Origin of the sequence: Nocardia puris (assembly GCF_036051655.1) — a bacterium.
Lineage (GTDB): Bacteria > Actinomycetota > Actinomycetes > Mycobacteriales > Mycobacteriaceae > Nocardia > Nocardia puris.
Genome location: NZ_CP107943.1, coordinates 2660868 through 2686886, shown reverse-complemented (window position 1 = coordinate 2686886; position 26019 = coordinate 2660868). Strand labels below are relative to the sequence as shown.

Here is a 26019-nt window from a genome sequence, read left to right as displayed (position 1 = left end):
CAGTGGGGGGACTGAGGATGTGCGCGGTCAGGGGCGGTCGGTGTCGGACCAGACCGCGGTGAGGACGTGGCCGATGCGGGCCAGCGCCGCCTCGGAGGTCATGCGCCAGTGGGTGGCGGCGACGGCGTGGTTGTGCACGGTGCCGTCGACAGCCTCGGCCCAGCTCGCGGCGCCCGTCGCGCCGGTCGGATCGTCCAGGGCGGCGGTGAAATACACCAGGTTGCCCTTGTAGCGGCGGGGCCGGTAGCGCGTGATCACCGACAGCGAGTGGGCGCCCGAGTCGAGGACCCGGCCCAGCCGTTCCGCGCCGAACGAGGCGAACGGTTCGGGCAGGTCCGCGAGGCGGCGGGCCAGCGCGGGCAGGTCGAGTTCGGCGTCGGCGTCGGCCGCCCGCGCCCCCAGCAGGCCGCCCAGCAGATCGGCCAGCGGCACGGTCGTGCCGGTCGCCGTCACGCCGCGCGGGCTGTCCATCATGGCCAGCGTCGCGACGTGCTGCCCCTCGTCCTGCAACTGCACCGCCACCGCGTGCGCGAGCACGCCGCCGAGCGACCAGCCGAGCAGGTGGTACGGCCCCTCCGGCTGCACGGCGCGGATCTCGCGCACGTAGCGGCGGGCCCACTCGTCGATCGAATCCGGCAGCGGCTCCGCCGAATTCAGCACCGGCGACTGGAGGCCATAGATCGGGCGCTCCGCATCGACGTGCGCGGCCAGACCCGCGAACGACCACGCCACACCGCCGATCGGGTGCAGGCAGAACAGCGGTGCCTTCGCACCACCGGTCCGCAGCGGCAGCAGCACGTCGAACGCGGCGGCGGTGTCGACCCGCCCGCGCCCCGACCTGGCGAGTTCCAGCTGCGTCACCAGCTCGGCCGGCGTCGGGGCCGAGAACAACCAGACCACCGGAACCCGTTCGGCCAGCGCCTCACTCAGCCGGGAAGCCAGCCGGGTCGCCAGCAGCGAGTTGCCGCCGCGGTCGAAGAAGTTGTCATCCAGCCCGATCCGCTCGGCGTCGAGGACCTCGGCGAAGACCGCGCACACGGCGGTCTCGAGGTCGGTCTCCGGCGCGCGGAACGCCCGCGCGGTGAGTTCGGGGCGCGGCAGCGCGGCGCGGTCCACCTTGCCGTTGGCGTTGAGCGGCAACGCGTCCAGCCGCATCAGCACGGTGGGCACCATGTAGCTGGGCAGCGCCTCGCTCAGCGCCGCCCGCACCTCGGCGGGCTCCGGTGCGGTGGCGGGCGTGTAATAGCCGACCAGCGCGATATTCTCGCCCGTGCCGTGCGCGAGCACGACCGCGTCGGTGACACCGGTCCGCGCGCGCAGCGCGTACTCGATGTCGGCGAGCTCGATCCGGTAGCCGCGCACCTTCACCTGGAAGTCGCGCCGCTCCACGTAGATCAGCTCACCGCCGGCGGACCAGCGCACCATGTCGCCGGTGCGGTAGAGGCGGTCGCCGGGCGCGCCGAACGGATCGGCGACGAACCGCTCGGCGGTCAGATCGGCGCGGCCGTAGTAGCCGCGCGCCAGCTGCGCACCGCCCAGGTACAGCTCGCCGGTGACGCCTACCGGCACCGGGTGCAAGCGGTCGTCGAGCACGTAGACGCGGTTGCCCGGTTCGGGTGTGCCGATCGGAGTCACCGCCCCGCCCTCGGCGGGCGAGGTGCGGTAGCGGGTCACCGAGACAGCCGCCTCGGTCGGCCCGTACAGGTTGTCCACGCGGGCGTCGGTGAGCGCGCCGACCTTGGCGACGGTGGCGGCGGGCAACGCCTCGCCGATCACCAGCAGCCTGCGCAGCGAACGCGGCAGCCGCCGCGCCCCGCATACCTCGGCGAGCATGGCCAGCAGCGAGGGCACCAGCGTCACCGTGGTGACCGAGGCGTTCCGGATCAGCTCCAGCACGCCGTCCGGATCCCGTTGCGCCCCTTGCGGAGCAAGGACGATCCTGGCCCCGGTGCGCGGGGCCCACCAGAATTCCCATACCGAGAGGTCGAACGCGGCGGAGGTCATCAGCAGCGTGGCGTCGTCGGCGCCGAGCGCGTACTCCGACTGCACCCAGTCCAGCTGGTGGGCGATCGCGGCGTGCGGGACCGCCACGCCCTTGGGCGTGCCGGTGGAACCGGAGGTGAACAGAACGTAGGCGGTGTCGGCGGGCCGCAGCGGACGCCGTCGCTCGCCGTCGGTGACGGGCGCGTCGTCGACGCCCTCCGGCACGGCCGAGATGTCCAGCAGCACTTCGCGATCCGCCACGTCGCCGGGCAGCATCGACCACCGCGACGAGGTGAGCACCAGTTCGGGCGCGGCCGCCGCCAGCACGGCGGCGGTGCGGTCCAATGGGTGCGCCGGCTCCAGCGGCACGTACGCGCCGCCTGCCGTCACCACCGCGTACATCGCGACCACCAAGTCCACACTGCGCGGAATGGCCAGGGCCACCAGCGATTCCGGCCCGACGCCGCGCCCGATGAGCACGCGGGCCAGGCGGCGCACCCGGGCGGCGAACTCGCCGTAGGTGACGGTGTCGGCGTCGGCGACCAGCGCGATCGCGTCCGGCGTGCGGGCCACTTGCGCGTCGAACGCGGTGATCAGGGTGGCGGCCGGGAACGCCCGGTCCGAGCCGTGCCAGGCGGTGAGAATCCGCTCGGCCTCCGCGCCGTCGAGCAGCGGCAGGTCACCGACCGGCGCATCGGGGCTCTCGCACACCCGGGCCAGCAAACGCTGCAACCGGCTCGCGAAGCCCGCGACGGTGGACTCGTCGAACAGCGCCGTGGCGTAGGTGAGCGTGGCCGCCACGCCGGCGGGCTCGCCGTCGGCGTCGTAGCGGTCGGTGACCACCAAGTGCAGATCGAACTGGGACACCTCGGAGTCGAAATCGACCGCCGTGGCGGTGATCCCGTCCAGGGTGAAGTCGGCCTCGGCCTGGTTGTGGAAGGAGAAGCCCACCTGGAACAGCGGGTGGCGGGCGGTGGAGCGCTCCGGGTTGAGCACTTCCACCAGCCGCTCGAAGGGCACGTCGGCGTGGGCGAAGGCCGCCAGATCCGCCGCGCGCACCCGCTCGAGCAGGGTGGTGAAATCGTCGCCGCCGCGCACCGGCGTGCGCAGTACGAGGGTGTTCACGAACATGCCCACCATGTCGTCGAGGGCGGCCTCGCCGCGGCCCGCCACCGGCGTGCCGACGGCGATATCGTCGGTGCCGGAGAGCCGGGCCAGCAGCACCGCGAACGCGGCGTGCATGACCATGAACGGGGTCGCGCCGCTCGCGCGCCCCAATGCCACGAGCGCGGCGTGCCTTTCGGCGTCGACGGCGAAGTCGACGTGCCTGCCCCTGGTGGAGGCGACCGCCGGGCGCGGCCGGTCGTTGGGCAGCGGCAGCTGGGCGGGCAGGCCGGCCAGCGCATCGGTCCAGAAGGCGAGCTGCCTGCTGACGAGTGCGTCCGGGTCGTCCTCCGAGCCGAGCAGTTCCCGCTGCCACAGCGCGTAGTCGGCGTACTGCACCGGCAGCGGCGGCCACGCCGGCGCCGCGCCCCTGGTGCGCGCCGCGTAGGCGAGCATGACGTCCCTGGCCAGCGGCACCAGCGAGGACCCGTCGGCCGCGATATGGTGCACGACCACGACCAGGACGTGTTCGGGGGCATCCGGTTCCACGCCGTCCTCGGCGACGGGGCGGAAGAGCCTGGCGCGCAACGGCACCGCCTCGGTCACGTCGAAGCCCGCGCCCACGAAATCGGCGACGGCGACCGGCAGGTCGTCGGCGACGACGGCGATCGGCGCGAGCACCGGCGGCCGCGCCGCCTCGACCGGGAGCACGACCTGCACCGGCCCGTCCTCGCGCTGCGGGTAAACGGTGCGCAGCACCTCGTGGCGGGCGACCACGTCGGCGACGGCGGCGGTGAGCGCGGCCGCGTCCAGCGCGCCGGTCAGCCGCACGGCGAGGGGGATGTTGTAGGCGGTGGACTGCCGGTCGAGCCGGTTGAGGAACCACATGCGCTGCTGCGCCAGCGAGAGCGGGACGGGCCCGTCGCCCGTGCGCGGCGCGAGCACCGGACGCGCGGATTCCCGCTCGCCCGTGTCGAGTTCGGCCGCGAGACCGGCGACGGTGGCGTGTTCGAAGACCCGCCGCACGCCCACGGTCACCCCGAGTGCCGCGCCGAGGCGCGCCGCCAGCTGGGTGGCGGTGAGCGAGTTGCCGCCGAGGGCGAAGAAGTCGTCGTCCAGGCCGACGGGCGTGGTCAGGCCCAGCACGTCCGCGACGGTGGCGGCGACGGCGCGCGCCACCTCGGTGCGCGGGGCGCGGAACTCCGCCGTGCGGAACCGCGGTTCCGGCAACGCCTTTCGATCCAGTTTGCCGACCGGGGTCAGCGGCAGCGCGTCCAGCGAGACGATGGCGGCGGGCACCATGTAGGCGGCCAGCGAGCGGCCGGCGAATTCCGTGAGCCCGTCGGGATCGACGGTGTGACCGGGCGCGGGCACCACGTACGACACCAGCGAGACCGCGCCGCTCACGCGATCGGTGTGGCCGACGGTCACCGCGTACTCCACGGACTCGTGCGCGGTGAGCACCGCGTCGATCTCGCCGAGTTCGATGCGCAGACCGCGCACCTTCACCTGGAAGTCGGTGCGGCCCAGGTGTTGCAGCGCACCCGCCGGCGTCCAGCGCACCAGGTCTCCGGTGCGGTACAGCCGCCCGCCCGGCTCACCGTAGGGATCGGCGACGAACCGTTCGGCTGAAAGTCCCGGCCGCGCATGGTATCCGCGCGCCAGCCCCGGCCCCCGCAGGTACAGCTCGCCCGCGACGCCCACCGGCACCGGGCGCAGCCGCGCGTCCAGCACGACCGCGGACATGCCGTGGATCGGCGTGCCCATATCGAACGGGTCGCCGGGGCGCATCCGCTCGCTGATCGTCGTGATGACGGTGGTCTCGGTCGGGCCGTAGGTGTTGTACAGGCTGCGCCCGATCCCCCAGCGCCGCACCACCTCCGGGCCGAACGCCTCACCTCCGACGGTCAAGTGCGCGAGTTCGGGCACCTGGTCGGGGTCCAAGGTCTGGAGCACGGCGGGGGTGAGGAACGCGTGCGTCACCCGGCGGTCGCGGATCAGCGCGGTCAGCTCGGCCCCGCCGAACACGCCCGCCGGTGCGACGACCAGCGTCGCCCCGGCCGCCAGCGCGAGCAGCAGTTCCAGCATCGAGGCGTCGAAGCTGGGCGAGGAGACATGCAGGACGCGGGCGGTCTCGGTCACGCGGTACCGATCCCGTTGCGCGCGGGCCACTCCCGCGACGCCGCCGTGCGTCACCAGCACGCCCTTCGGCACACCGGTGGAGCCGGACGTGTAGATCATCCAGGCCGGGTTCTCCACCCGCACCGGGCGCACCAGTTCGTCGGCCACCAGCGGCGCGGCGCTCATGTGCCGCATGCGGGCCGCCATGGCCGGGGTGTCGAGCACCAGCCATTCGGTGGCGTCGGGCAGCGCGGCGTGCGCCTCGGTGACCGTGAGGCCCAGCGCCGCACCGGAATCGGTGAGCATGTGCGCGATGCGCTCCGGCGGGTACGTCGGATCGACGGGCACGAAGGCAGCGCCCGTCCGCGCCACGGCCCACACCGCGACCAGCGATTCCAGTGAACGCGGAATAGCCAGGGCGACAATGTCTTCCGCACCGATCCCCAGCCCGATCAAGGTCCGGGCCAGCCGCGCGGACCGTTTCTCGATCTCGCGGTAGGTCAGTTCCCGGTCGCCGTCCACGACGGCGACGCCGTCCGGCGCGAGGGCGACGGCCGCCGCCATCATGTCGGCCAGGGTGCACGGCGGCACCGTGGGCGCGCCGCGCCTGTCCAGCAGACCCGCGCGTTCGCCGGGGGTGAGCAGGTCGACGTCGCCCACCGGGTGGTCCGGGTCGGCGGTGAGCGCGCCGAGGGCGCGGCCGAAGCGGCGCAGCAGCGCCTCGGCGGTCGCGCGGTCGAACAGATCGGTGGCGTAGTTCAGTTCGACGGACAGGTGCCCGGCGGCGTCGGGTTCGGCGGCGACGGTGAACTGGAGATCGAAACGCGCCACCGGCTCGTCGAACTCGACCGGCGCGAGCTCCAGACCCGGCACCGAGAAACTGTCCGCCCCCGCGTTCAGGTAGCTGAGCATGACGGTGAACAGCGGGTGCGCGGCCTGCGAGGCGGGGACGCCGAGGGCGTCCACCACCCGCTCGAACGGCACCGTGGCGTGCGCGAAGGCGGCCAGGTCGGCGGCCTTCGTCTCGGCGATCAGCTCGGCGAAGGTGTGCTCCGGGCGCGGGGAGGTGCGCAGTACCAGGGTGTTGATGAACATGCCCACCAGGTCGTCCAGCGCGGCCACGCCACGCCCGGCGACCGGGGTGCCGACGGCGATGTCCTCAGAGCCGGACAGTCGCGCCAGCAACACCGACAGCGCCGCGTGCACCACCATGAACGGCGTCGCGTCGTGGCGGCGGGCCAGCTCGACCACCCGCCGCGCGACGTCGCCGCCGACCCGGGCGCGCACGCTCGCACCGCGTTTCGACGCCACCGCCGGGCGCGGACGGTCGGTGGGCAGGGCGAGTTCGTCGGGCAGATCGCGCAACGCGTCCCGCCAGTACGAGAGTTCCTCCGCCGCAACGGCCTCCACCTCCGCGGCCTGCCACAGCGCGTAGTCGGCATACTGCGCGGGCAGTTCCGGCCACAGCGGCGCGGCGCCCAGCACGCGGGACAGATAGGCCGCCAGCAGGTCTCGCAGCAGCGGGCGCATCGAATAGCCGTCGGCGGCGATGTGATGCAGCACCGCGACCAGCACCCGGTCGCCCACGCTCTCGCGCAGGAGCACCGCGCGCACCGGCACCTCGGTGGCGATATCGAAACCGGCCGAGAGGAATTCGGCGATCCGCGCGTCGCGCCCACCGGCGGGCACGGCTTCGACCGCGAGCCGGACCGGGGCCGGTTCGGCGGGCAGCACCACCTGGTGGGCGGTGCCGTCGGCGGCCGCCGGATACACCGTGCGCAGCACCTCGTGCCGGGCGACCACGTCGGTGAACGCCGCGGCCAGCGCGACTTCGTCCACCTCACCCGAGATGCGCAGCGCCACCGGGATGTTGTGCGCGGGCGAGGACGGATCGAGACGGTTCAGGAACCACATGCCGCGCTGCACCGGAGCCAGCGGCACGACCTCCGGGCGCGGGCCCGCGATCAGCGGCACCGGCAGCGCGCCCGCCACCGCCTCGGTGGTCACACGCTGCGCCAGCGCGCGCACCGTGGGCGCCTCGAACAGCAGCCGCACCGGCACCCGCCGGCCCAGGCGCTCCCCCAGCCTGGCCAGCACCCGGGTGGCGCTGAGCGAGTTGCCGCCCAGGTCGAAGAAGCCGTCGGTCACGCTCACCGCGTCCAGGCCGAGGACGGTCGCGAACGCGTCGGCGACGAGACGTTCGGCCGGGCTGACCGGCGCGACGTACGCGCCACGGTCGAACACCGGTTCCGGCAACGCCTTCCGGTCCAGCTTGCCGGAGGAGTTCAGCGGGAACTCGTCGAGCACCACGTAGGCCGACGGAATCATGTACGACGGCAACGTCTCTCGCGCCGCCGCACGCAGCGCGTCCTCGAACCGCTCGCTCCGCTCGCCGGGCAACGGCGTCACGTAGCCGACCAGGTGGTCGCCGCCACCCGTCGTCACCACCGCAGCGGCGGCCTGCGCGACGCCCGGCACGGCCGCGAGCGCGGCCTCGATCTCGCCGAGTTCGATGCGCTGGCCCCGGAACTTCACCTGGAAGTCGGTGCGCCCCAGGTAGACCAGCTCGGCGGACTCGCCGGAGGTCTCCCAGCGCACCAGGTCGCCGGTGCGATACATCCGCTCACCGGGCGCGCCGAACGGGTTGGCCACGAAGCGATCCGCGGTGAGGTCGGGCCTGCCGTGGTAGCCGCGCGCCAACTGCACGCCGGCCAGGTACAGCTCGCCCGCCACGCCGGGCAGCGTGGGCCGCAGGCGCGAATCCAGCACGTACAGGCGGCTGTTCCACTCCGGGTTGCCGATCGGCAGGGCGGCGCGCTCGGTCTCGCCGGTGACATCGCGGTGCGTGATGGACACCGCGGCCTCGGTCGGGCCGTACAGGTTGTGCAGGCGCGCCGCACTCACCTCGGCGAACGCGCGCACGGTCTCGGCGGGCAGCGCCTCGCCGATCACGAACACGGTGCGCAGCGAGGCGAGCGCGTCCCGCAGGCCGGCGGCCGCCACGTGCCCGGCGAACACGCTGAGCATCGACGGCACGAAATCGGTGACGGTGACGCCGTACGCGCCGACGACCTCGGCCAGGTAGCCGGGATCGCGATGCCCGTCGGGGGTGGCCAGCACCAGGGTCGCGCCGACCCGCAGCGGCAGGAAGTAGCCCCACAGCGACACGTCGAAGGTGGTCGCGGTCTTCTGGAGATACACGTCCTCGGGTTCGAGCCGGTACTCGGCCTGCATCCAGTTCACCTGGTTGACGATCGCCGCGTGGGACACGCTGACGCCCTTGGGTCTTCCGGTGGAGCCGGAGGTGAAGATCACGTACGCCGGATTGCCGGGATGGATGGGCGCGCCGCGCTCCTCCGCGGCGACCGGATCGTCGGCGTAGCCGTGCAGCGCGACGGTGTCCACGGCCACGACCGGGCCCGCGTAGCCGTGGTCGACGCGGTCGCGCTCGGTGGTGAGCAGCGCCGCCGGGCGCGCGGTGTCGAGGATGTGGGCGATGCGCTGGGCCGGGTGGTCCGGGTCGATCGGCACGTACGCACCGCCCGCCTTGAGCACCGCGTACATGGCCAGCACCAGATCGGTGGAACGCCGAATAGCCAGTGCCACCCGCGATTCCGGGCCGACTCCGGCCGCTGTCAGGTGTCGGGCCAGCTGGTTGGAGCGCCGGTCGAGCTCGCCGTAGGTGACCACGGTGGCCGCCGCGCCGCCGTCGGGGACGTACACCAGCGCCGGATCGTCCGGCGTGGCGGCGGCCTGCGCCTCGAACTCGTCGAGCAGCATCTCCGCGACGAACGCGGTGTGCGCCGAATCGTTCCACTCGGTGACCACGCGGTGCAGCTCACCGGGCGCGAACAGGTCGATATCGCCGACCGGGCGGTCCGGGTCGGCGGTGACCGCGCTCAGCAGGCGCAGCAACCGCGCGCCGACCGTGCGCACGGTGGTCTCGTCGAACAGGTCGGTGGCGTAGGTGAGGCGCACCGCGTCGTCGGAGACCGTGAACTGGAGGTCGAATCGGGTGGTCTCGTAATCGACTTCGTGTTCGGCGACGGTGGCGCCGGGCAGCTCCACGGTGACGGTGGACAGGTTCTGGAAGAACAGCGCCACCTGGAACAGTGGGTGCCTGGCCTCCGAACGCGGTGGGTCGAGCACCTCCACCAGCCGCTCGAACGGCACGTCGGCGTGGGCGAAGGCGTTCAGATCGGTCTCGCGCACCCGGCGCAGGACTTCGGTGAAGGAGTCCGCGCCGGACACCTCGACGCGCAGCACCAGCGTGTTCACGAACATGCCGACCAGATCATCCAGCGCCCGTTCGCCGCGACCCGCGACGGGGGCGCCGATGGCGATATCGCCGGTACCCGAGAGCCGAGCAAGCAGCACCGACAGCGCCGCGTGCACCACCATGAACAGCGTCGCGTCGCACCGCGCCGCCAGCGCCGCGATCTTCGCGCGCAGCGCCGCGTCCAGCGTGACGGTGGTGCTCGCCGCCGCGTGCGAGGCGACGGCGGGCCGGGCGCGGTCGGTGGGCAGGTCGAGCTGCGCGGGCAGGCCGCGCAGCGCGTCGCGCCAGTAGGCGAGCTGGCGGGCCAGCGGCGAGGCCGGATCGTCCTCGGTGCCCAGCACCTCGCGCTGCCACAGCGCGTAGTCGGCGTACTGGACCGGCAGCGGCCGCCACACCGGTTCGGCGCCGGCGACGCGGGCCGCGTAGGCGGTGGCCAGATCGCGGGCGAGCGGACCCAGGGAGAACCCGTCGGCCGCGATGTGGTGCACCACCAGCGCGAGCAGGTGTTCGCGCGGCGCGAGCCGGACCAGGCCGATGCGCAGCGGGATCTCGGTGGTCACGTCGAACGGCGTCGCGGCGAAATCGACCAGCGCGCCGGCGGATTCGAGGTCGGCGAGCTCCGGCTCCCGCGGCGGGAGAATCCGCTGGTAGCCGATGCCCTCGTGGTCGGGGTAGACGGTGCGCAGGGTCTCGTGCCTGCTGATCAGGTCGGTGATCGCGGCGCGCAGCGCGCCGAGGTCGAGGTCACCGGTGAACCGCAGCGCGACCGGGATGTTATTGACGGTCTCGGCGGGATCGAAGCGGTTGAGGAACCACATGCGCCGCTGGGCCGGGGACAGCGGCACCGGCTCCGGGCGCGGGCCGGCGGTGAGGCGCGGGCGGTGCGCCGAACCGATGCGGTCGGCGGCACGGGCCGCCAGCGCCGCGACGGTCGGCGCGTCGAAGAGCAGGCGCACGGGGATGTCGGCATCGAGTGCTTCGCCGAGGCGGGCCGCGAGCCGGGTGGCCAGCAGCGAGTTGCCGCCGAGGGCGAAGAAGTCGTCGTCCAGGCCCGCCCGGTCGACGCCGAGCAGTTCGGCGAACAATCGCGCGACCGTCCGCTCGGCCTCGGTCTCGGGGGCGCGGTACTCGGCCGCCTCGAACACGGGCGCGGGCAACGCTTTCCGGTCCAGCTTGCCGGAGGAGTTCAGCGGGAACTCCGCGAGCACCACGAACGCGGCCGGGACCATGTAGGCGGGCAGGTCGGCGGCCAGCCGCTCCCGAACCGCCCGCACATCGACGGCTCCGGTCACGTACGCCACCAGCTGGTCACCGGTGCGCTCGTCGGCGCGCACGACGACCACGGCCTGCTCGATCCCGTCCAGGGCGGACAGGGCGGCCTCGACCTCCCCGAGTTCGATGCGCAGGCCACGCAGCTTCACCTGGAAGTCGGTGCGGCCCAGGTACTCCAGCTCACCGTGCGGCGTCCACGTGACGAGATCGCCCGTGCGGTACATGCGTTCGCCCGGCGCGCCGAACGGGTTGGCCAGGAAGCGATCCGCCGTCAGATCGGGACGCCCGACGTAGCCGCGCGCCAACTGCTCACCGGCCAGGTACAGCTCACCCGGGACTCCCGCCGGGACCGGCCGCAATCGCGAATCCAGCACGAGCAGGCGGGTGTTGAAGACGGGTCGCCCGATCGGGACCGTGGCGGTGTCGGCGTCGGTGACCTCGTGGAAGGTCACGTCCACGGCCGCCTCGGTGGGCCCGTACAGGTTGTGCACGCGGGCGGGGAGCAGCGCCCGCGCGCGCTGCGCCGTGGACGCGGGCAGCGCCTCGCCGGACGCGAAAATCCGCCGCAGCGAACGGCATTCGACAGCCGCGGGTTCGGCCAGGAACACCGTGAGCAGCGAGGGCACGAAATGCACGGTGGTGACGCCCTCGGCGGTGATCAGCCGCGCCAGGTAGGCCGGATCGCGGTGCCCGTCGGGCGCGGCGACCACCAGGCGCGCGCCGATCTGCAAGGGCCAGAAGAACTCCCACACCGACACGTCGAATGTGGCGGGGGTCTTCTGCAACACCACGTCGTCGGCGCGCAGGCCGTAGCGGTCCTGCATCCACACCAGCCGGTTGACGATCGCGCCGTGGGTGACGGCCACGCCCTTGGGGCGGCCGGTCGACCCGGAGGTGAAGATCACGTAGGCCGGGTGGGCGGGCGAGACCGCGCCGAGCCGGTCGGCGTCGGTGAGCGGCGCCGAGTCGTAGCCCGACAGGTCGAGCCGGTCGACGCGAACTTCGCGCGCCACACCGGTTTCCAAATCCAGCCCGGACGTGAGCACGCAGACGGGCCGCGCGGTGGACAGCACGTACTCGACGCGGTCGGCCGGGTGATCGGGATCGACCGGCACGTACGCGCCGCCCGCCACCGTCACCGCGTACATGGCGGTGACCAGGTCCAGCGAACGCCGCATGCCCAGGGCCACCAGGGAATCGGGGCCCACGCCCTGATCCACCAGCCAGCGGGCGAGGCGGTGCACCCGGTCGGCGAAGGTGCCGTACTCGAGCGTGGTGCCGTCGACGGTGACGGCGGGCGCGTGCGGGGTGCGCGCGACCTGCCGCTCGAACAGCGAGACGAGCGTGTCCGTGGTGGCGGCGACCGGGTGGGCGGTGTCGTTCCAGCCCTCCAGCACCAGGCGGCGTTCGGCGTCGTCGAGGAGTTCGATATCGCCCACCCGCACGCCCGGATCGGCGATCACGGCGGTGAGCACCCGGGTGAACCGCTCGGCGAAGGAGCGCGCGGTGGCGCGGTCGAACAGGTCGGTCGCGTAGCGCAGCAGGGCGCGCAGCGCGGTGCCCTCGCCCTCGGCGTGCTCGGCCAGCTCCAGCGCGAGGTCGAACTGGGCGACCCGGTTGTCCAGCGGATACGCCGACACCTCGAGTCCGGGCAGGCGCAACACGGTGTCGTCGCGGTGCTCGAAGGTGAGCAACGCCTGCACGATCGGCGAATGCGCCTGGGAACGGACCGGATTCAGTTCCTCGACCAGCCGCTCGAACGGCAGGTCGGCGTTGGCGAAGGCGCGCACATCGGTGTCGCGGACCTGGCGCAGCAGTTCGGTGAACGGGGCGCCCGCCGGGACGGCGGTACGCAGCACCAGGGTGTTGACGAACATGCCGACCAGATCGTCGAGCGCTTCCTCGGCGCGGCCCGCGACCGGGGTGCCCAGGGCGACGTCGTCGGTGCGGGCCAACCGGGCCAGCAGCGCGGCGAACGCGGCGTGCACGACCATGAACGTCGAAACACCCTGTTGGCGAGCCAGTTCGGCGATCCCGGCGGTGAGTTCGGCCGGGACGGCGAACTCGACCGCCGCGCCGCGCCCGCTCGCCACGGGTGGGCGGGGACGGTCGGTGGGCAGTTCCAGCACGGGGGCGAGCCCGTCGAGTTCGGTGCGCCACCGCGCGATCTGTTGCGCCAGCACGGATTCGGGGTCCTCCGCCGCACCGAGCACCCGGTGCTGCCAGAGCGTGAAGTCGGCGTACTGCACCGGCAGCGCCACCCAGCGTGGGGCGGTTCCCGCGCAGCGGGCGGTGTAGGCGGTCATCAGATCGCGGGCCAGCGGCGCGGTGGACACGCCGTCGGCCGCGATGTGGTGCACGACGACGACCAGCACGTGCTCGTCGGCGCGCACCTGGAACAGTTTGGCGCGCACAGGGATACGCGTACGCAGCTCGAATCCGAGACCCGCGTACCCGGCGACGGCTTCGGCCAGATCGCCTTCCGCTACGAGCACGGGACCGAGTTCGAGCGCCGCCGCGTCGGCACCGGACAGTTCGGCCGCACGCACGGACTGGAACGGCCCGTCGGCGTCGGCGGGGAAGACGGTCCGCAGCGATTCGTGCCGCGCGATCACGTCGCCGAGCGCGGCGCGCAGCGCGGCCACGTCGAGCGCGCCGGCCAGCCGGATGGTGATCGGGATGTTGTAGACCGGCGAATCCGGGTCGAGCCGGTGCAGCAGCCACATGCGGGTCTGCGCCAGCGACAACGGGATTCGCTCGGGCCGCTCCCCCGCCACCAGCGCGGGCCGCGGTGCGGCACCGCTGGTCACCCGCGCGGCCAGCGCCGCGACCGTCGGGGCCTCGAACACTTCCCGCACGGTGAGCGCCGCCCCGAGCGCGGCATTGGCGCGCGCGACCAGGCGCATCGCCAGCAGCGAATTGCCGCCGCGCGCGAAGAAATCGTCGTCGGCGCCCAGCCGCTCGCCGCCGAGCAGATCACCCGCCAGCGCGGCGAGCACCGCCTCGGCGCCCTCGCGCGGCGCGCGGTAGGCGGTGCCGCCCGCGAACTCGACGGCGGGCAGCGCCTTGCGGTCCAGTTTGCCGACAGCGGTGAGCGGCATCTCGTCCAGCACCACCAGGTGCGCGGGCACCATGTAGCCGGGCAGGCGGTCGCGCACCCGGTCCCGCACGGTGTCGGCGGACAGGTCCGCACCGCTCACGTAGCCGACCAGACTGTCCGCACCCGAGGTGTCCTCGGCGACCACCACGGCGGCGTTGGTGACGCCGTCCACGGCGGCCAGCGCCGACTCGATCTCGCCCAGCTCGATCCGCTGGCCGCGCAACTTCACCTGGAAGTCGTTGCGGCCCAGGTAGATCAGATCCCCCTCGCGGTTCCATCGCACCAGGTCGCCGGTGCGGTACATGACCGCGCCCGGCGCACCGAACGGATCGGCGACGAACCGGTCGGCGGTGATGCCCGGCCGCCGGTGGTAGCCGCGCGCCAGCTGATCGCCCGCCAGGTACAGCTCGCCGGTCACCCCGACCGGCACCGGCCGCAGGCGCGCGTCCAGCACGTATACGTGGGTGTTCCAGCACGGCCGCCCGATCGCGACGTCCCGGCCCGACGCCACGTCGGCGTCGGTGAACTCGTGGAAGACCGCCGAGATGGCGGCCTCGGTGGGCCCGTAGGAGTTGTGGATCGCGCCGTCGAAGCTCGCGCGGATCGCGGCGAGCAGATCGGGGGTCAGCGCCTCGCCGCCGCAGTGCAGGTGGCGGAACGAGCGCAGCGCGTCGCCCATCCCCTCGCCGAGGAGGGCGGCCAGCACCGACGGCACGTACTCGGCGATGGTGATGCCGTGCTCGCGCAGCAGACCCGCGAAGTATTCGAGGTCCAGGTGCCCGCCCGGTCGCGCGATCACCAGCGGCGCGCCGACCGCGATCGGCAGGAAGCACTCCCACACCGACACGTCGAAGGTCAGCGGGGCACGCTGGAGGATGCGGTCGGCGGCGGTCACCTCGTAGCGATGCTCGAGCCAGCGCAGCTGGTTCATGATGGCGCGGTGGCTCACCGCGACGCCCTTGGGCCGGCCGGTGGAGCCGGAGGTGAACAGCACGTACGCGGTGTTGCCGGGCCGCAGCGCGACGATGCGCTCGGCGTCGGTGACCGGTGTATCCGCGAAGCCGGTGAGGTCGAGGTCGTCCAGGCGCAGGGTCGCGGTCCCGGCGGGCAGTTCCGGTTCGGCGCCGCCCACCACCAGCACCAGGGCCGGGTCGGCGCTGTCGAGCAGCTGGGCCAGGCGATCGGCCGGGTGCGCCGGGTCCAGCGGCAGGTACGCGCCGCCCGCGCGGACGATCGCGTACATCGCGACGAGCATGTCGAGCGAGCGCAGCGCCGCCAGCGCGACGATCGACTCGGGGCCCACACCCGCCGCGATCAGCAAGCGCGCCAGGCGATTCGCGCGCGACGCCAGCTCACCGTAGGTGAGGGATGCGCCCTCGAAGGTGACCGCGTGACCGTTCGGCTCGGCGGCGGCGCGGACGGTGAGCAGATCGTCGAGGGTCTCCTCGGCCAGCGGGTGCGCGGTGGCGTTGCGCTCCGACAGCAGCAGGCCGCGTTCGGCCTGCGACAGCAATTCCACGTCGCCGACGGCCGTGCCGAGATCGCGGGCCATGGCGCGCAGCACGCGCTCGAATCCGGCGAGGAAGCCCGCGGCCGTGCTCTCGTCGAACAGGTCGGTCGCGTAGTGCAGGTGCACATCGATGCCCTCGGGCGCGCCCTCGGCGCCGTGGCGTTCCGAGCAGGTCCAGTCCAGGTCGAACTGGATGGGCGCCGGGCCGACCTCGAGCGCGCCGATGGCCAGGCGCTGGAGCCGGAAGTCGGGCGCGGCCTGGTTCTGGAGCGTCAGCGCGACCTGGTAGATCGGGGCGTGGGCCTGGGAGCGGACCGGGTTGAGCGCGTCGACCAGATCCTCGAACGGCACTTCGGCGTGATCGAAGGCGGCCAGGTCGGCCGCGCGGGCCGTGCCGAGCAGGGCGGCTAGGGTGGCGTCGCCGCGCACGGGGGTGCGCAGCACCACGGTGTTGACGAACATGCCGACCAGCTCGTCCAGCGCCTCGTCCCCGCGCCCGGCGACCGGCGCGCCGACCACGATGTCGCCGGTGCCCGACAACCTGCTCAGCAGCGCCGCGAGCGCGGTGTGCAGGACCATGAACGGGGTCGCGCGGTGCTCGGCGGCGATCCGCAGGATGTCGCGGTGCAGCGCGGCGTCGAGGCGCCCGGTGACCGCGCCGCCCCGGTTCGACGCGACGGCGGGACGCGGGCGATCCGAGGGCAGCTCCAGCACGTCGGGAATACCGGCGAGCCGCTCGGTCCAGAAGCGCAATTGCCTTGCCAGCAGGGAGTTCTCGTCGTCGGCGGCCCCCAGGGCGGTTCGCTGCCAGAGCGCGAAATCGGCGTACTGCACGGGCAGCGGCGGCCACGCGGGGGCGGTGTTCGCGCAGCGCGACACGTAGGCGGCGGCCAGGTCGCGGGTGAGCGGCGCGAAGGACCAACCGTCGGCGGCGATGTGGTGCACGACGAACAGCAGCACGTGGGTCGGCTCGCCCGCGTCCGCGACATGCAGCAGCCGGATCCGCAGCGGCACTTCGGAAGTCACGTCGAACGGGGCGTCGGCGGCCTCGGCGACGAGGGCGGGGAGTTCGGCGGTGCGCACCGGCACCGGTTGCGCGTCGACCAGGTGGGTGCCCGGCGGCAGCACGACCTGCGTGGCGACGCCGTCGTGTTCGGGATACAGGGTGCGCAGCGTCTCGTGCCGGTCGATCACGTCGGCGATGGCGAGGCCGAGCGCCTCGGTGTTCAACGCGCCGGTGAGCCGCAGCGCGAACGGGATGTTGTATCCCCCACCGGCACTGTCGAATCGGTTGAGGAACCACATGCGCCGCTGCGCGACCGAGAGCGGGATCGGCGTCTCGCGCGGACCGGCGACCAGCGGCGGCAAGGCCACGGGTGTCTCGGAGACACGGCCGTCCAGGGCCGGGTGCGCCGCCAGGTCGCGCACGGTGGACGCGTCGAACACCGCGCGCACCGGCACCGTCGCGCCCGCCGCCTTGGACAGGCGCGCCGCGAGCTGGGTCGCGATGAGCGAGTTGCCGCCGAGGGCGAAGAAGTCGTCGTCGGCGCCGACCCGCTCGGCGCCCAGCAGTGCGCGGAAGGTCTCGGCGACAAGTGTTTCCGCCGGGCCCGACGGCGCACGGAACTCGACCGACGGAGCCTCCGGCGCGGGCAGCGCCTTGCGGTCCAGCTTGCCCGACGCGGTGACGGGGAAGGCGTCGAGCACCACGAAGGCGGTCGGCACCATGTAGCCCGGCAACCGCCCGGCCACCGACTCCCGCACAACCGCCACGTCCAGCGGGCCGTCCGCCACCAGGTAGGCCACCAGCTGGTCACCGGTGCCGTGATCGTCACGCACCAGCACGGCAGCCTGCGCGACGCCGGGCACGGCCAGCAGCGCCACCTCGACCTCGCCCAGCTCGATGCGCAGGCCGCGCACCTTCACCTGGAAGTCGGTGCGCCCCAGGAACTCCAGCTCTCCCGCGCGCGTCCAGCGCACCAGATCGCCGGTGCGGTACATGCGTTCGCCGGGCACGCCGAACGGGTCGGCGACGAAGCGATCCGAGGTCAGATCCGGGCGGCCCAGGTAGCCGCGCGCCACTTGCGCACCGGCGATGAACAATTCGCCGGGCACGCCGACGGGCACCGGGCGCAACCGCGCGTCCAGCACGTACATCCGGGTGTTCCAGTTGGGGCCGCCCATCGGCAGCACTTCCGGATCGGCGTCGGTCACCCGGTGCGCCGACACCTCCACGGCGGTCTCGGTGGGGCCATACATGTTGTGCACCTGGGCCGACGTCAGGGCGCGGGCGCGCCGCGCGGTGGCGGCGGGCAGCGTCTCACCCGAGCAGAAGATGTGGCGCAGGCTGGGGACGTACGGTTCCTCGGCCACGAAGGCGGCCAGCATGGACGGCACGAAGTGCGCGGCCGTGACGCCTTCGCGGCGGATCAGGTCGGCCAGGTACGCGGGGTCGCGGTGCCCGTCGGGCGCGGCGAGCACCAGGCGCGCGCCGATCTGCAAGGGCCAGAAGAACTCCGGAATCGACACGTCGAACGTCACCGGCGTCTTCTGCACCACGACGTCGGCCGCGCCGAGCGTGACGTGCGCGGACTGCATCCACAGCAGCCGGTTCACGATGCCGCCGTGGGTCATCGCGACGCCCTTGGGCCGGCCGGTGGAGCCGGAGGTGAACAGCACGTAGGCGGTGTTGCCGGGCCGCAGCGCGGCGGTGCGCTCGGCGTCGGTGATCGGCGCGGCCGAGTAGCCCGACAGGTCGAGCCGGTCGATGCGGACCTGCGCGACATCCAGAGCCAGGTCCTCGCCCGAGGTGAGCACCGCGACGGGCGCGGCGGTGTCGAGGACGTGCGCGGTGCGCTCGGCGGGGTGGTCGGGGTCGATCGGCACGTAGCCGCCGCCCGCGGCGACGATCGCGTACATACCGGTGACCAGGTCGATGCCGCGCCGCATCCCCAGGGCGACAAGCGATTCCGGACCGACGCCTTGGCCGATGAGCCACCGGGCCAGCCGGTTCACGCGGGCCGCGAGGTCGCCGTAGGTGACGGTCTCACCCTCGAAGGTGAGCGCGGGACGCGCCGGGGTGCGCGACGCCTGCGCGTCGAACAGCGAAGCGAGCGTGGCGAATTCGTCGATCGGGTGCGCGGTCGCGTTGAAACCCTCGAGGGCGAGCGCGCGTTCGGCGGCGTCGAACAGGTCGATCTCGCCCAGCGGGAGCTCCGGGTCGGCGGCCACGGCCGCGAGCAGCCGGCGCAACCGGGCCGCCACGGCGGTGACGGTCTCGGCGTCGAAGAGGTCGGTGGCGTAGCGCAGCGCGCCGGTGAGGCCGGACGCGGATTCGTTCAGCACCAGGTGCAGATCGAACTTCGCGCCCTCGTCGGGGATCTCGACGGGTTCGACCGTCAAGCCCGGCAGCTCGATCGCGGCAGGGCCCGCCAGGCGCGCGTTCCCCACGCTGAGCAGCACCTGGAACAGCGGGTGCGCGCCGGTGTCGCGGTCGACGTCCATGGCGTCGACCAACTGCTCGAACGGCAGGTCGGCGTGGGCGAAGGCGGCCAGATCGGCGTCGCGCACCTCGGCCACGAAGTCGGCGAACGACCGCTGCGGCACGGGCCGGGTGCGCAGCGCGAGGGTGTTGACGAACATGCCGATCAGCGGGTCGAGCGCCCGCTCGCCGCGGCCGCCGACCGGCGTGCCGACGACGATGTCGTCGCCCCCGCCCAGACGGGCCAGGGTCGCGGCGAAGGCGGCGTGCAGCACCATGAACAGCGTCGCCCCTGAGCGGGCCGCCAGCGCGCGCAACGCGGCGGTGACCTCGGGGCCGACCGCCAGGTCCACGGCCGCGCCGCGCTGGGTGGGGCGCGCGGGGCGCGGGCGGTCGGTGGGCAGCGGCAGCTCGGCGGGCAGGCCCGCGAGGGTGTCGCGCCAGAACCTCAGCTGCCGGTGCGCGAGGTCGCCGGGCCGCTCGGCCGAACCCAGCAGTTCCCGCTGCCACAGGCTGTAGTCGGCGTACTGCACGGCCAGGTCGTCCCAGCCGGGCGCCGCGCCCGCGAGCCGGGAACGGTACGCGCGCACCAGATCCGCGACCAGCGGCGCCAGCGACAGCGCGTCCGCCGCGATGTGGTGCACCACGAAAACCAGCACGTGCTCGTCGGCGGGAGCCCCGCGATCATCGGCGACCGACAGCAGCGCCACCCGCGCGGGCGGTTCCGAGGCGACGTCGAAGCCGCCGCCCGCGATGGCCGCGACCACCCGGGGCAGTTCGGCGGGTGCCACCGCGACCGGGTTCAGGGTCAGGCCGATCTCCCCGGCGTCCAGGATCGACTGGTAGGGGCCGTCCTCGCCTTCCGGATAGAGGGTGCGCAGAGATTCGTGGCGGGTCAGCACGTCCAGCACGGCGCGTTCCAGCGCCCGCGCGTCCAACCGGCCGGTCAGGCGCAGCACCACCGGCAGGTTGTAGACGGCCGCACCGCCCTCCTGGCTCTCGATCCGGTTGAGGAACCAGAGTCGACTCTGCGCCGGGGACAACGGAATCCGCGCGGGCCGCTCGCGGCGCGCCAGCGGCGGGCGGGTTTCCCCCTCGATGGTCAGCGCGGTCACGGCGGCCGCGAAGCCCTCGACCGTCGACGCCTCGAACAGCGCGCGCACCGGCACCCGCACGCCCAGCGCCTCGCCGACGCGGGCCGTGACCTGCGTGGCGTCCAGTGAACTGCCGCCGAGCGCGAAGAAGTCATCGTCCAGACCGGCCCGCTCGGCACGCAGCACCCCGGCGAACACGGCCGCCACCAAGCGCTGCGCCGCGTCGACCGGCGCGCGGAAAGCCTTGGCGCGCAACTCGGGTACCGGCAGGGCCTTGCGGTCCAGCTTGCCGCTGGTGTTGAGCGGGAACTCGGTCAGTTCCACGAGCGCCGTCGGCACCATGTACGCGGGCAGCAGGCGTGACAGACCCGCCTTCACCGCGTCCAGGTCCAATTCCGCTCCTGGCGTGCGGATCACGTAGCCGGTCAGGTAGTCGCCGGTCTCGCCGGTCACCAAGCGCACCGCCGCCTGACCCACCTCGGGCGCGGTCAGCAGGGCCGTCTCGATCTCGGCCAGTTCGATGCGCTGGCCGCGGAACTTGATCTGGAAGTCGGCGCGGCCCAGGTAGATCAGTTCACCGTCGGGGCTCCAGCGCACCAGATCGCCGGTGCGGTACATGCGCTCGCCGGGCAGCCCGAAAGGGTTGGCCACGAACCTGTCCGAGGTCAGGTCGACCCGGCGGTGATACCCACGGGCGAGCTGGGCACCCGCCAGGTACAGTTCGCCGGGCACGCCGATCGGCACCGGGTGCAGACGCGAATCCAGCACGTACACCTGCGAATTCCACTCCGGCTCTCCGATGGGCACCAGCGGCCCGTCGGCGGCGGTGACCTCGCGATAAGTGATGGAGACGGCCGCCTCGGTGGGTCCGTAGAGGTTGTGCAGGCCGGCGTCGCACACATCGTGGAAGGCGGCGATCGTCTCGGGCGGCAGCGCCTCACCGATGACGAAGACGTCACGCAACGAGGACAATTCGCCCGCCTCGGTGTGCGCCGCGAACACCGCCAGCATCGACGGCACGAAGTCGGTGAGCGTGACCCCGTACCGCGCAACGGTTTCGGCGATGTAGCGCGGGTCGCGGTGCCCGTCGGGCGTCGCCAGCACCAGTTGGGCTCCGGCGCGCAACGGCAGGAAGTAGCCCCACAGCGCGACGTCGAAGGTGGTCGCGGTCTTCTGGAGGTACACGTCCCCCGTGCGCGGCCGGTACTCGTCGTGCATCCACGCGAGCTGGTTGGCGATGGCGCGGTGGCTGGTCGCCACGCCCTTCGGACGGCCGGTGGAGCCGGACGTGAAGATCACGTAGGCCGGATGCTCGGGATGCAGCGGCGCGACGCGCTCGCGGTCCCCGATCTTGCCGGTGCCGAACCCGGTGAGGTCCAGCTCGTCCAGATGGTGCACCGGCACACGCACGGGCACCGTGAAGCCCGCCGCACGGGTGGTGAGAATGCTGTGCGGGGCCGCGGTGTCGAGAATGTGGCCGATGCGTTCGGCCGGATGCGACGGGTCCACCGGCACGTACGCCCCACCCGCGCGCAGCACCGCGTACATGGCGACCACCAGCTCGACAGACCTCGGCATCGCCAGCACCACAAGGGATTCCGGGCCGACTCCGGTGTCGATGAGCAGCCGGGCCAGCTGATTGGCGCGCTCGGACAGCTCGGTGTAGGTCAGTCCGGGCCGCGCGTCACCATCGGCGACCAGGGCGAGCGCGCCGGGTGTGCGGCGCACCTGGTTGTCGAAGCCCTCGTGCAGGAAGCGGTCGGCCACCTTGTGCCCGCTGGCATTCCAGCTGGCGGTGACGTAGTCGAGTTCGCCCGCGTCGAGCAGGGCGATATCGCCCACGGGCATCGCCGGATCGGTGACGGCGGCGCGCAGCAGCCGCACGAACTTGGTGGCGAACTCCGCCACCGTCGCGTCCTCGAAAAGGTCGGTGGCGTAGGTGAATTCCGCGCGGTAGCCGCCGCGCGGCGAGTCGGAGAGGGTGAGTTGCAGATCGAACTTCGCGAAGCCGGAGTCGAAATCGACCAGCTCCGTGGCCAGTCCGGGCATGGTCAGCGCGACCGGGCCCATGTTCTGCATGAACAGCGCCACCTGGAACAGCGGGTGCCTGGCCTGCGAACGCGCCGGGTTGAGCACCTCCACCAGCTGCTCGAACGGCACGTCGCTGTGCGCGAAGGCGCGCAGGTCCCGCTCGCGGGCGTGGGCCACCAACTCGTCGAAGCTCACCCCCGGCCGCACCTGGGTGCGCAGCACCAGCGTGTTGACGAACATCCCCACCAGATCGTCCAGCGCGGGTTCGCCCCGGCCCGCGACCGGCGTGCCGATCGCGATGTCGGCGGTGCCGGACAGCCGCGCGAGCAGCGCGGCGAGCGCGGCGTGCACCACCATGAACGGCGTCGCGCCGCAGCGGGCCGCCACCCGGTCGACGGCGGCGCGCAGCTCGGCGTCGACCGCGAACTCGTGCACCGCGCCGCGCGCGGACGCGACGGCGGGGCGGGCGTGATCGGCGGGCAGGTCCACTTGCGCCGGGAGCTCGGCCAATTCGGTGCGCCAGAAAGCCAGCTGCCGGGCGGCGGCCGACTCCGGATCGTCCTCGGAGCCCAGCACCTCGCGCTGCCACAGCGCGTAGTCGGCGTACTGCACCGGCAGCGGCGCCCAGCCGGGGGCCGTGCCCGCGCGGCGCGCGGTGTAGGCGGTGACCAGGTCGCGCATGAGCGGGCCCAGCGACACGCCGTCGGCCGCGATGTGGTGCACGACCAGGACCAGGGTGTGGTCCTGCGGTCCGCTGGTCAGCAGGCGCACCCGCACCGGGATCTCGTCGGTCACGTCGAAGCCCTGTGCCGCCACCGCGCGCACCGCGTCGGCCAGCCGCTCGGCGGGGATCTGCGAGGGCGCGAGATCGAACACCGCGTGCACCGGCCGCACCACCTGCGCGGGGCCGTGCGCGGTCTGCGGGTAGACGGTGCGCAGGATCTCGTGGCGGGCGACCAGATCGGTGATCGCGGCCGAGAGCGCCGCGATGTCGAGAGCGCCGCGCAGGCGCAGCGCGACCGGGATGTTGTCGACGGCCGAGGACGCGTCACCGAACCGGTTGAGGAACCACATGCGCCGCTGCGCGGGCGAGAGCGGAAGGTGCTCGGGGCGCGGGCCCGCCACCAGCGCCGGACGCGGCGCGGCGGTGCCGGCGAGCGCCGCCAGCGCGGCCACCGAGGGCCGGTCGAAGAAGTCGCGCACGTCGACGGCCGCACCCAGCGCCGCCGCCACCCGGGCGATGGCGCGGGTGGCCAGCAGCGAATTGCCGCCGAGGGTGAAGAAGTCGTCGTCGGCGCCCACGCGCTCCACGCCGAGCAGGTCGGCGAAGATCTCCGCCACCCGGCGCTCGGACTCCGTGCTGGGCTCGCGGTATTCGACTGCGGCCGAGGCGAAGTCGGGCTCGGGCAGGGCCCGGCGGTCCAGCTTGCCGTTGGCGTTGACCGGCATCGCGTCCAGCACCTGCACCAGCGACGGCACCATGTACTCGGGCAGATGCGCCCGCGCGGTGTCCAGTACGGCGGCCACGTCGACGGTCACGCCCACCGCCGGGACCACGTAGCCGACGAGGTGGTCGCCGCCCCCGTGCCGATGCAGCACGACGGCGGCCTGGGCCACCTGCTCGTCGCGCAGCAGGCCCGCCTCGACCTCGCCGAGTTCGATGCGCAGGCCGCGCAGCTTCACCTGGAAGTCGGTGCGGCCCAGGTATTCCAGCTCGGCCGGGCCGCCGTCGACGCCCGCCACCCAGCGCACCAGGTCGCCGGTGCGATACATCCGCTCGCCCGGCGCGCCTTCGGGATTGGCGACGAAACGGTCGGCCGTGAGGCCGGGCCGCGCGATGTAGCCGCGCGCCAATTGCACACCGGAGAGGTACAGCTCGCCCACCACACCGTCCGGGACGGGACGCAGCGCGTCGTCGAGGACGAGCAGGTCGGTGTCGTCGGCGGGTACGCCGATCGGCACCGAGGTGAGGTCGGCGCCGGTCACCTCGTGCGCGGTCACGTCGACCGCGGCCTCGGTGGGGCCGTACAAATTGTGCAGGGTCGCGCCGCTCACGTCGCGGAACGCGGCCGCTGTCGCGGCGGGCAGCGCCTCGCCGGAGGCGAACACCAGGCGCAGCGAATCACACTGCGCGGCAGTGGGTTCCGCACCGGCGCGAGCGACGGGCCCGGAGGAGGCAGCTTGCGTCACCACGGAGGGCACCGGGAGCGCCGAAATCGAACTGACGAACACCGCCAGCATGGACGGCACGAAATGCGTGACGGTGACGCCGGATTCGGCGATGACGCGCGCGAGGTAGGCCGGGTCGCGGTGCCCGTCGGGCTCGGCGATCACCAGGCGCGCGCCGATCTGCAAGGGCCAGAAGAACTCCCACACCGACACGTCGAAGGTGAACGGCGTCTTCTGCAACACCACATCGCGCTCGGTGAGCCCGTAGCTGCGCTGGCGCCAGCGCAGGTTGGCCAGAATCGCGCGGTGCGAGACGACCACGCCCTTGGGGCGGCCGGTGGAACCGGAGGTGAACAGGACGTAGGCGGTGGCGTCGGCCGAGGGCAGCGGCAGGATCTCGGTGTCGCCGGCCGTGCCCGCCGCGCCGGCCGCCGCCTCGAACTCGTCGATGCGCAGGACCCGGCTGTCGGCCAGGGCGTCCGGCTGATCGGCGGTGGTGGTGAGCACCAGCGTCGGCGCGGCGGTGCGCAGCACGTAGGCGACGCGCTCGGCCGGGTGGTCCGGGTCGATCGGCACGTACGCGCCGCCCGCCTTCAGGATCGCGTACATGCCGACCAGCAGTTCGATCGAACGCCGCACCGAGAGCCCGACCAGCGCGTCGGGGCCCACGCCCAGCGCCAGCAGCCGGCGCGCCAAAGCCGTGGCGCGCGCGTCGAACTCGGCGTAAGTGAGGGATTCGCCGCGGAATTCGAGGGCGACGGCGTCCGGGGTGCGGCGCACCTGCTCCTCGAACTCGCTCACCAGGGTCTCCACCGGCGCGAACGAGGTGGGCAGCACGTCGGCGGCGGCCAGCAGGGCGTCGTCCAGCAGGCCTTCCAGCACCTCCCCGAGCGCGCCCTCCCCGGCCTCCAGCAGCGCGGGCAGGCGGCCGGAGAGCACCACCGACACCAGCGCGTCGGGCCCGAGCCCGCCGCCCATCGCCTCGCCCAGCGCGGTCACCTCGGACGCCAGTTCGGCGTAGGTGACGGTGACGCCGTCGTGGCGCAGGGCGGCCCGCCGGGGTGCCAGCTCGGCCACGGTGTCGAGCAGCAAGGGCAGGTCCGCGACGCCGTAGGCGCGGCGCAGGATCGCGTGCCGCGGCGAAGGGGCGCGCGTGCCGATCTCGCTCGAGGTGACCGAATCTGCTTGGGACATCAGCTATTCCTTTCGGAGACCACTGCCTGTGCCTCGATGAGGAGGGTGCGCAGCGCGGCGGCGAGCCCGTCGCCGCCGAGTGCCGCGAGGACGCCGGGCACCAGCCCGGCGAGGGAGACGTTGATGAGCACGTCCGGCGTCGCCGCCGCGCCCATGGCCTTGGCCACGGTGGCGAGTTTGGCCGCCAGCGCGGCGTAGGTGACGCGATGCGCGCCGTGTGCCAAGGCGACGGCGTCGGGCGCGAGCTCCGCCGCGGCCGCGATCAGCGCGGGCAGGTCGGCCGGTGTCGCGGGCGGCCCGGCCGGGCGCTGTTCGCGCTCGGTGCGGATGTCGATGGCGCGCACCGCGATCGACGGATCGGCGGCCACGGCCTCGAACACCAGCAGCAGGCGGTCGGCGAAACCGCGCACCGTCGGCTCGTCGAACATGTCGCGGGCGTAGCCGAAGCGCAGGGCCAGGCCGTCGCGGGCACCGTCGGCGTCGAAGCGTTCGAGGACGGTGAGGTGCAGGTCGAACTTGGCCTCGTCCGGCGAGGGGTCCAGCACCTCCACGTCCAGGCCCGGCAGTGCGACGCGGGTGGCCGGCATGTTCTGGAAGGTGAGCATCACTTGGAACAGCGGCGTGCAGGCGGTCGAGCGGGTGCGTCCCAGGGCCTCGACCACCTGCTCGAACGGCACGTCG

General features: G+C 73.2%; 1 protein-coding gene and 1 pseudogene (1 of these 2 cut by a window edge). Both read right to left on the bottom strand.

Translation table 11 applies throughout. The features are described 5' to 3' along the window. Window positions 1-27: 27 nt before the first annotated feature. Entirely contained in the window at window positions 28-25338 is a 25311-nt protein-coding gene (locus tag OHB21_RS12005) for a non-ribosomal peptide synthase/polyketide synthase (protein ID WP_328438695.1), read from the bottom strand. Further along, window positions 25338-26019, bottom strand: a pseudogene (locus OHB21_RS37735) (non-ribosomal peptide synthase/polyketide synthase); it runs 17133 nt beyond the window's last position. The gene OHB21_RS12005 and the pseudogene OHB21_RS37735 overlap by 1 nt, the downstream one beginning before the upstream one ends.

What these genes read in the sequence shown, in the direction of transcription:
- OHB21_RS12005 (WP_328438695.1), bottom strand. Translation starts at nt 25,338, where the DNA reads ATGTCCCAAGCAGATTCGGTCACCTCGAGCGAGATCGGCACGCGCGCC.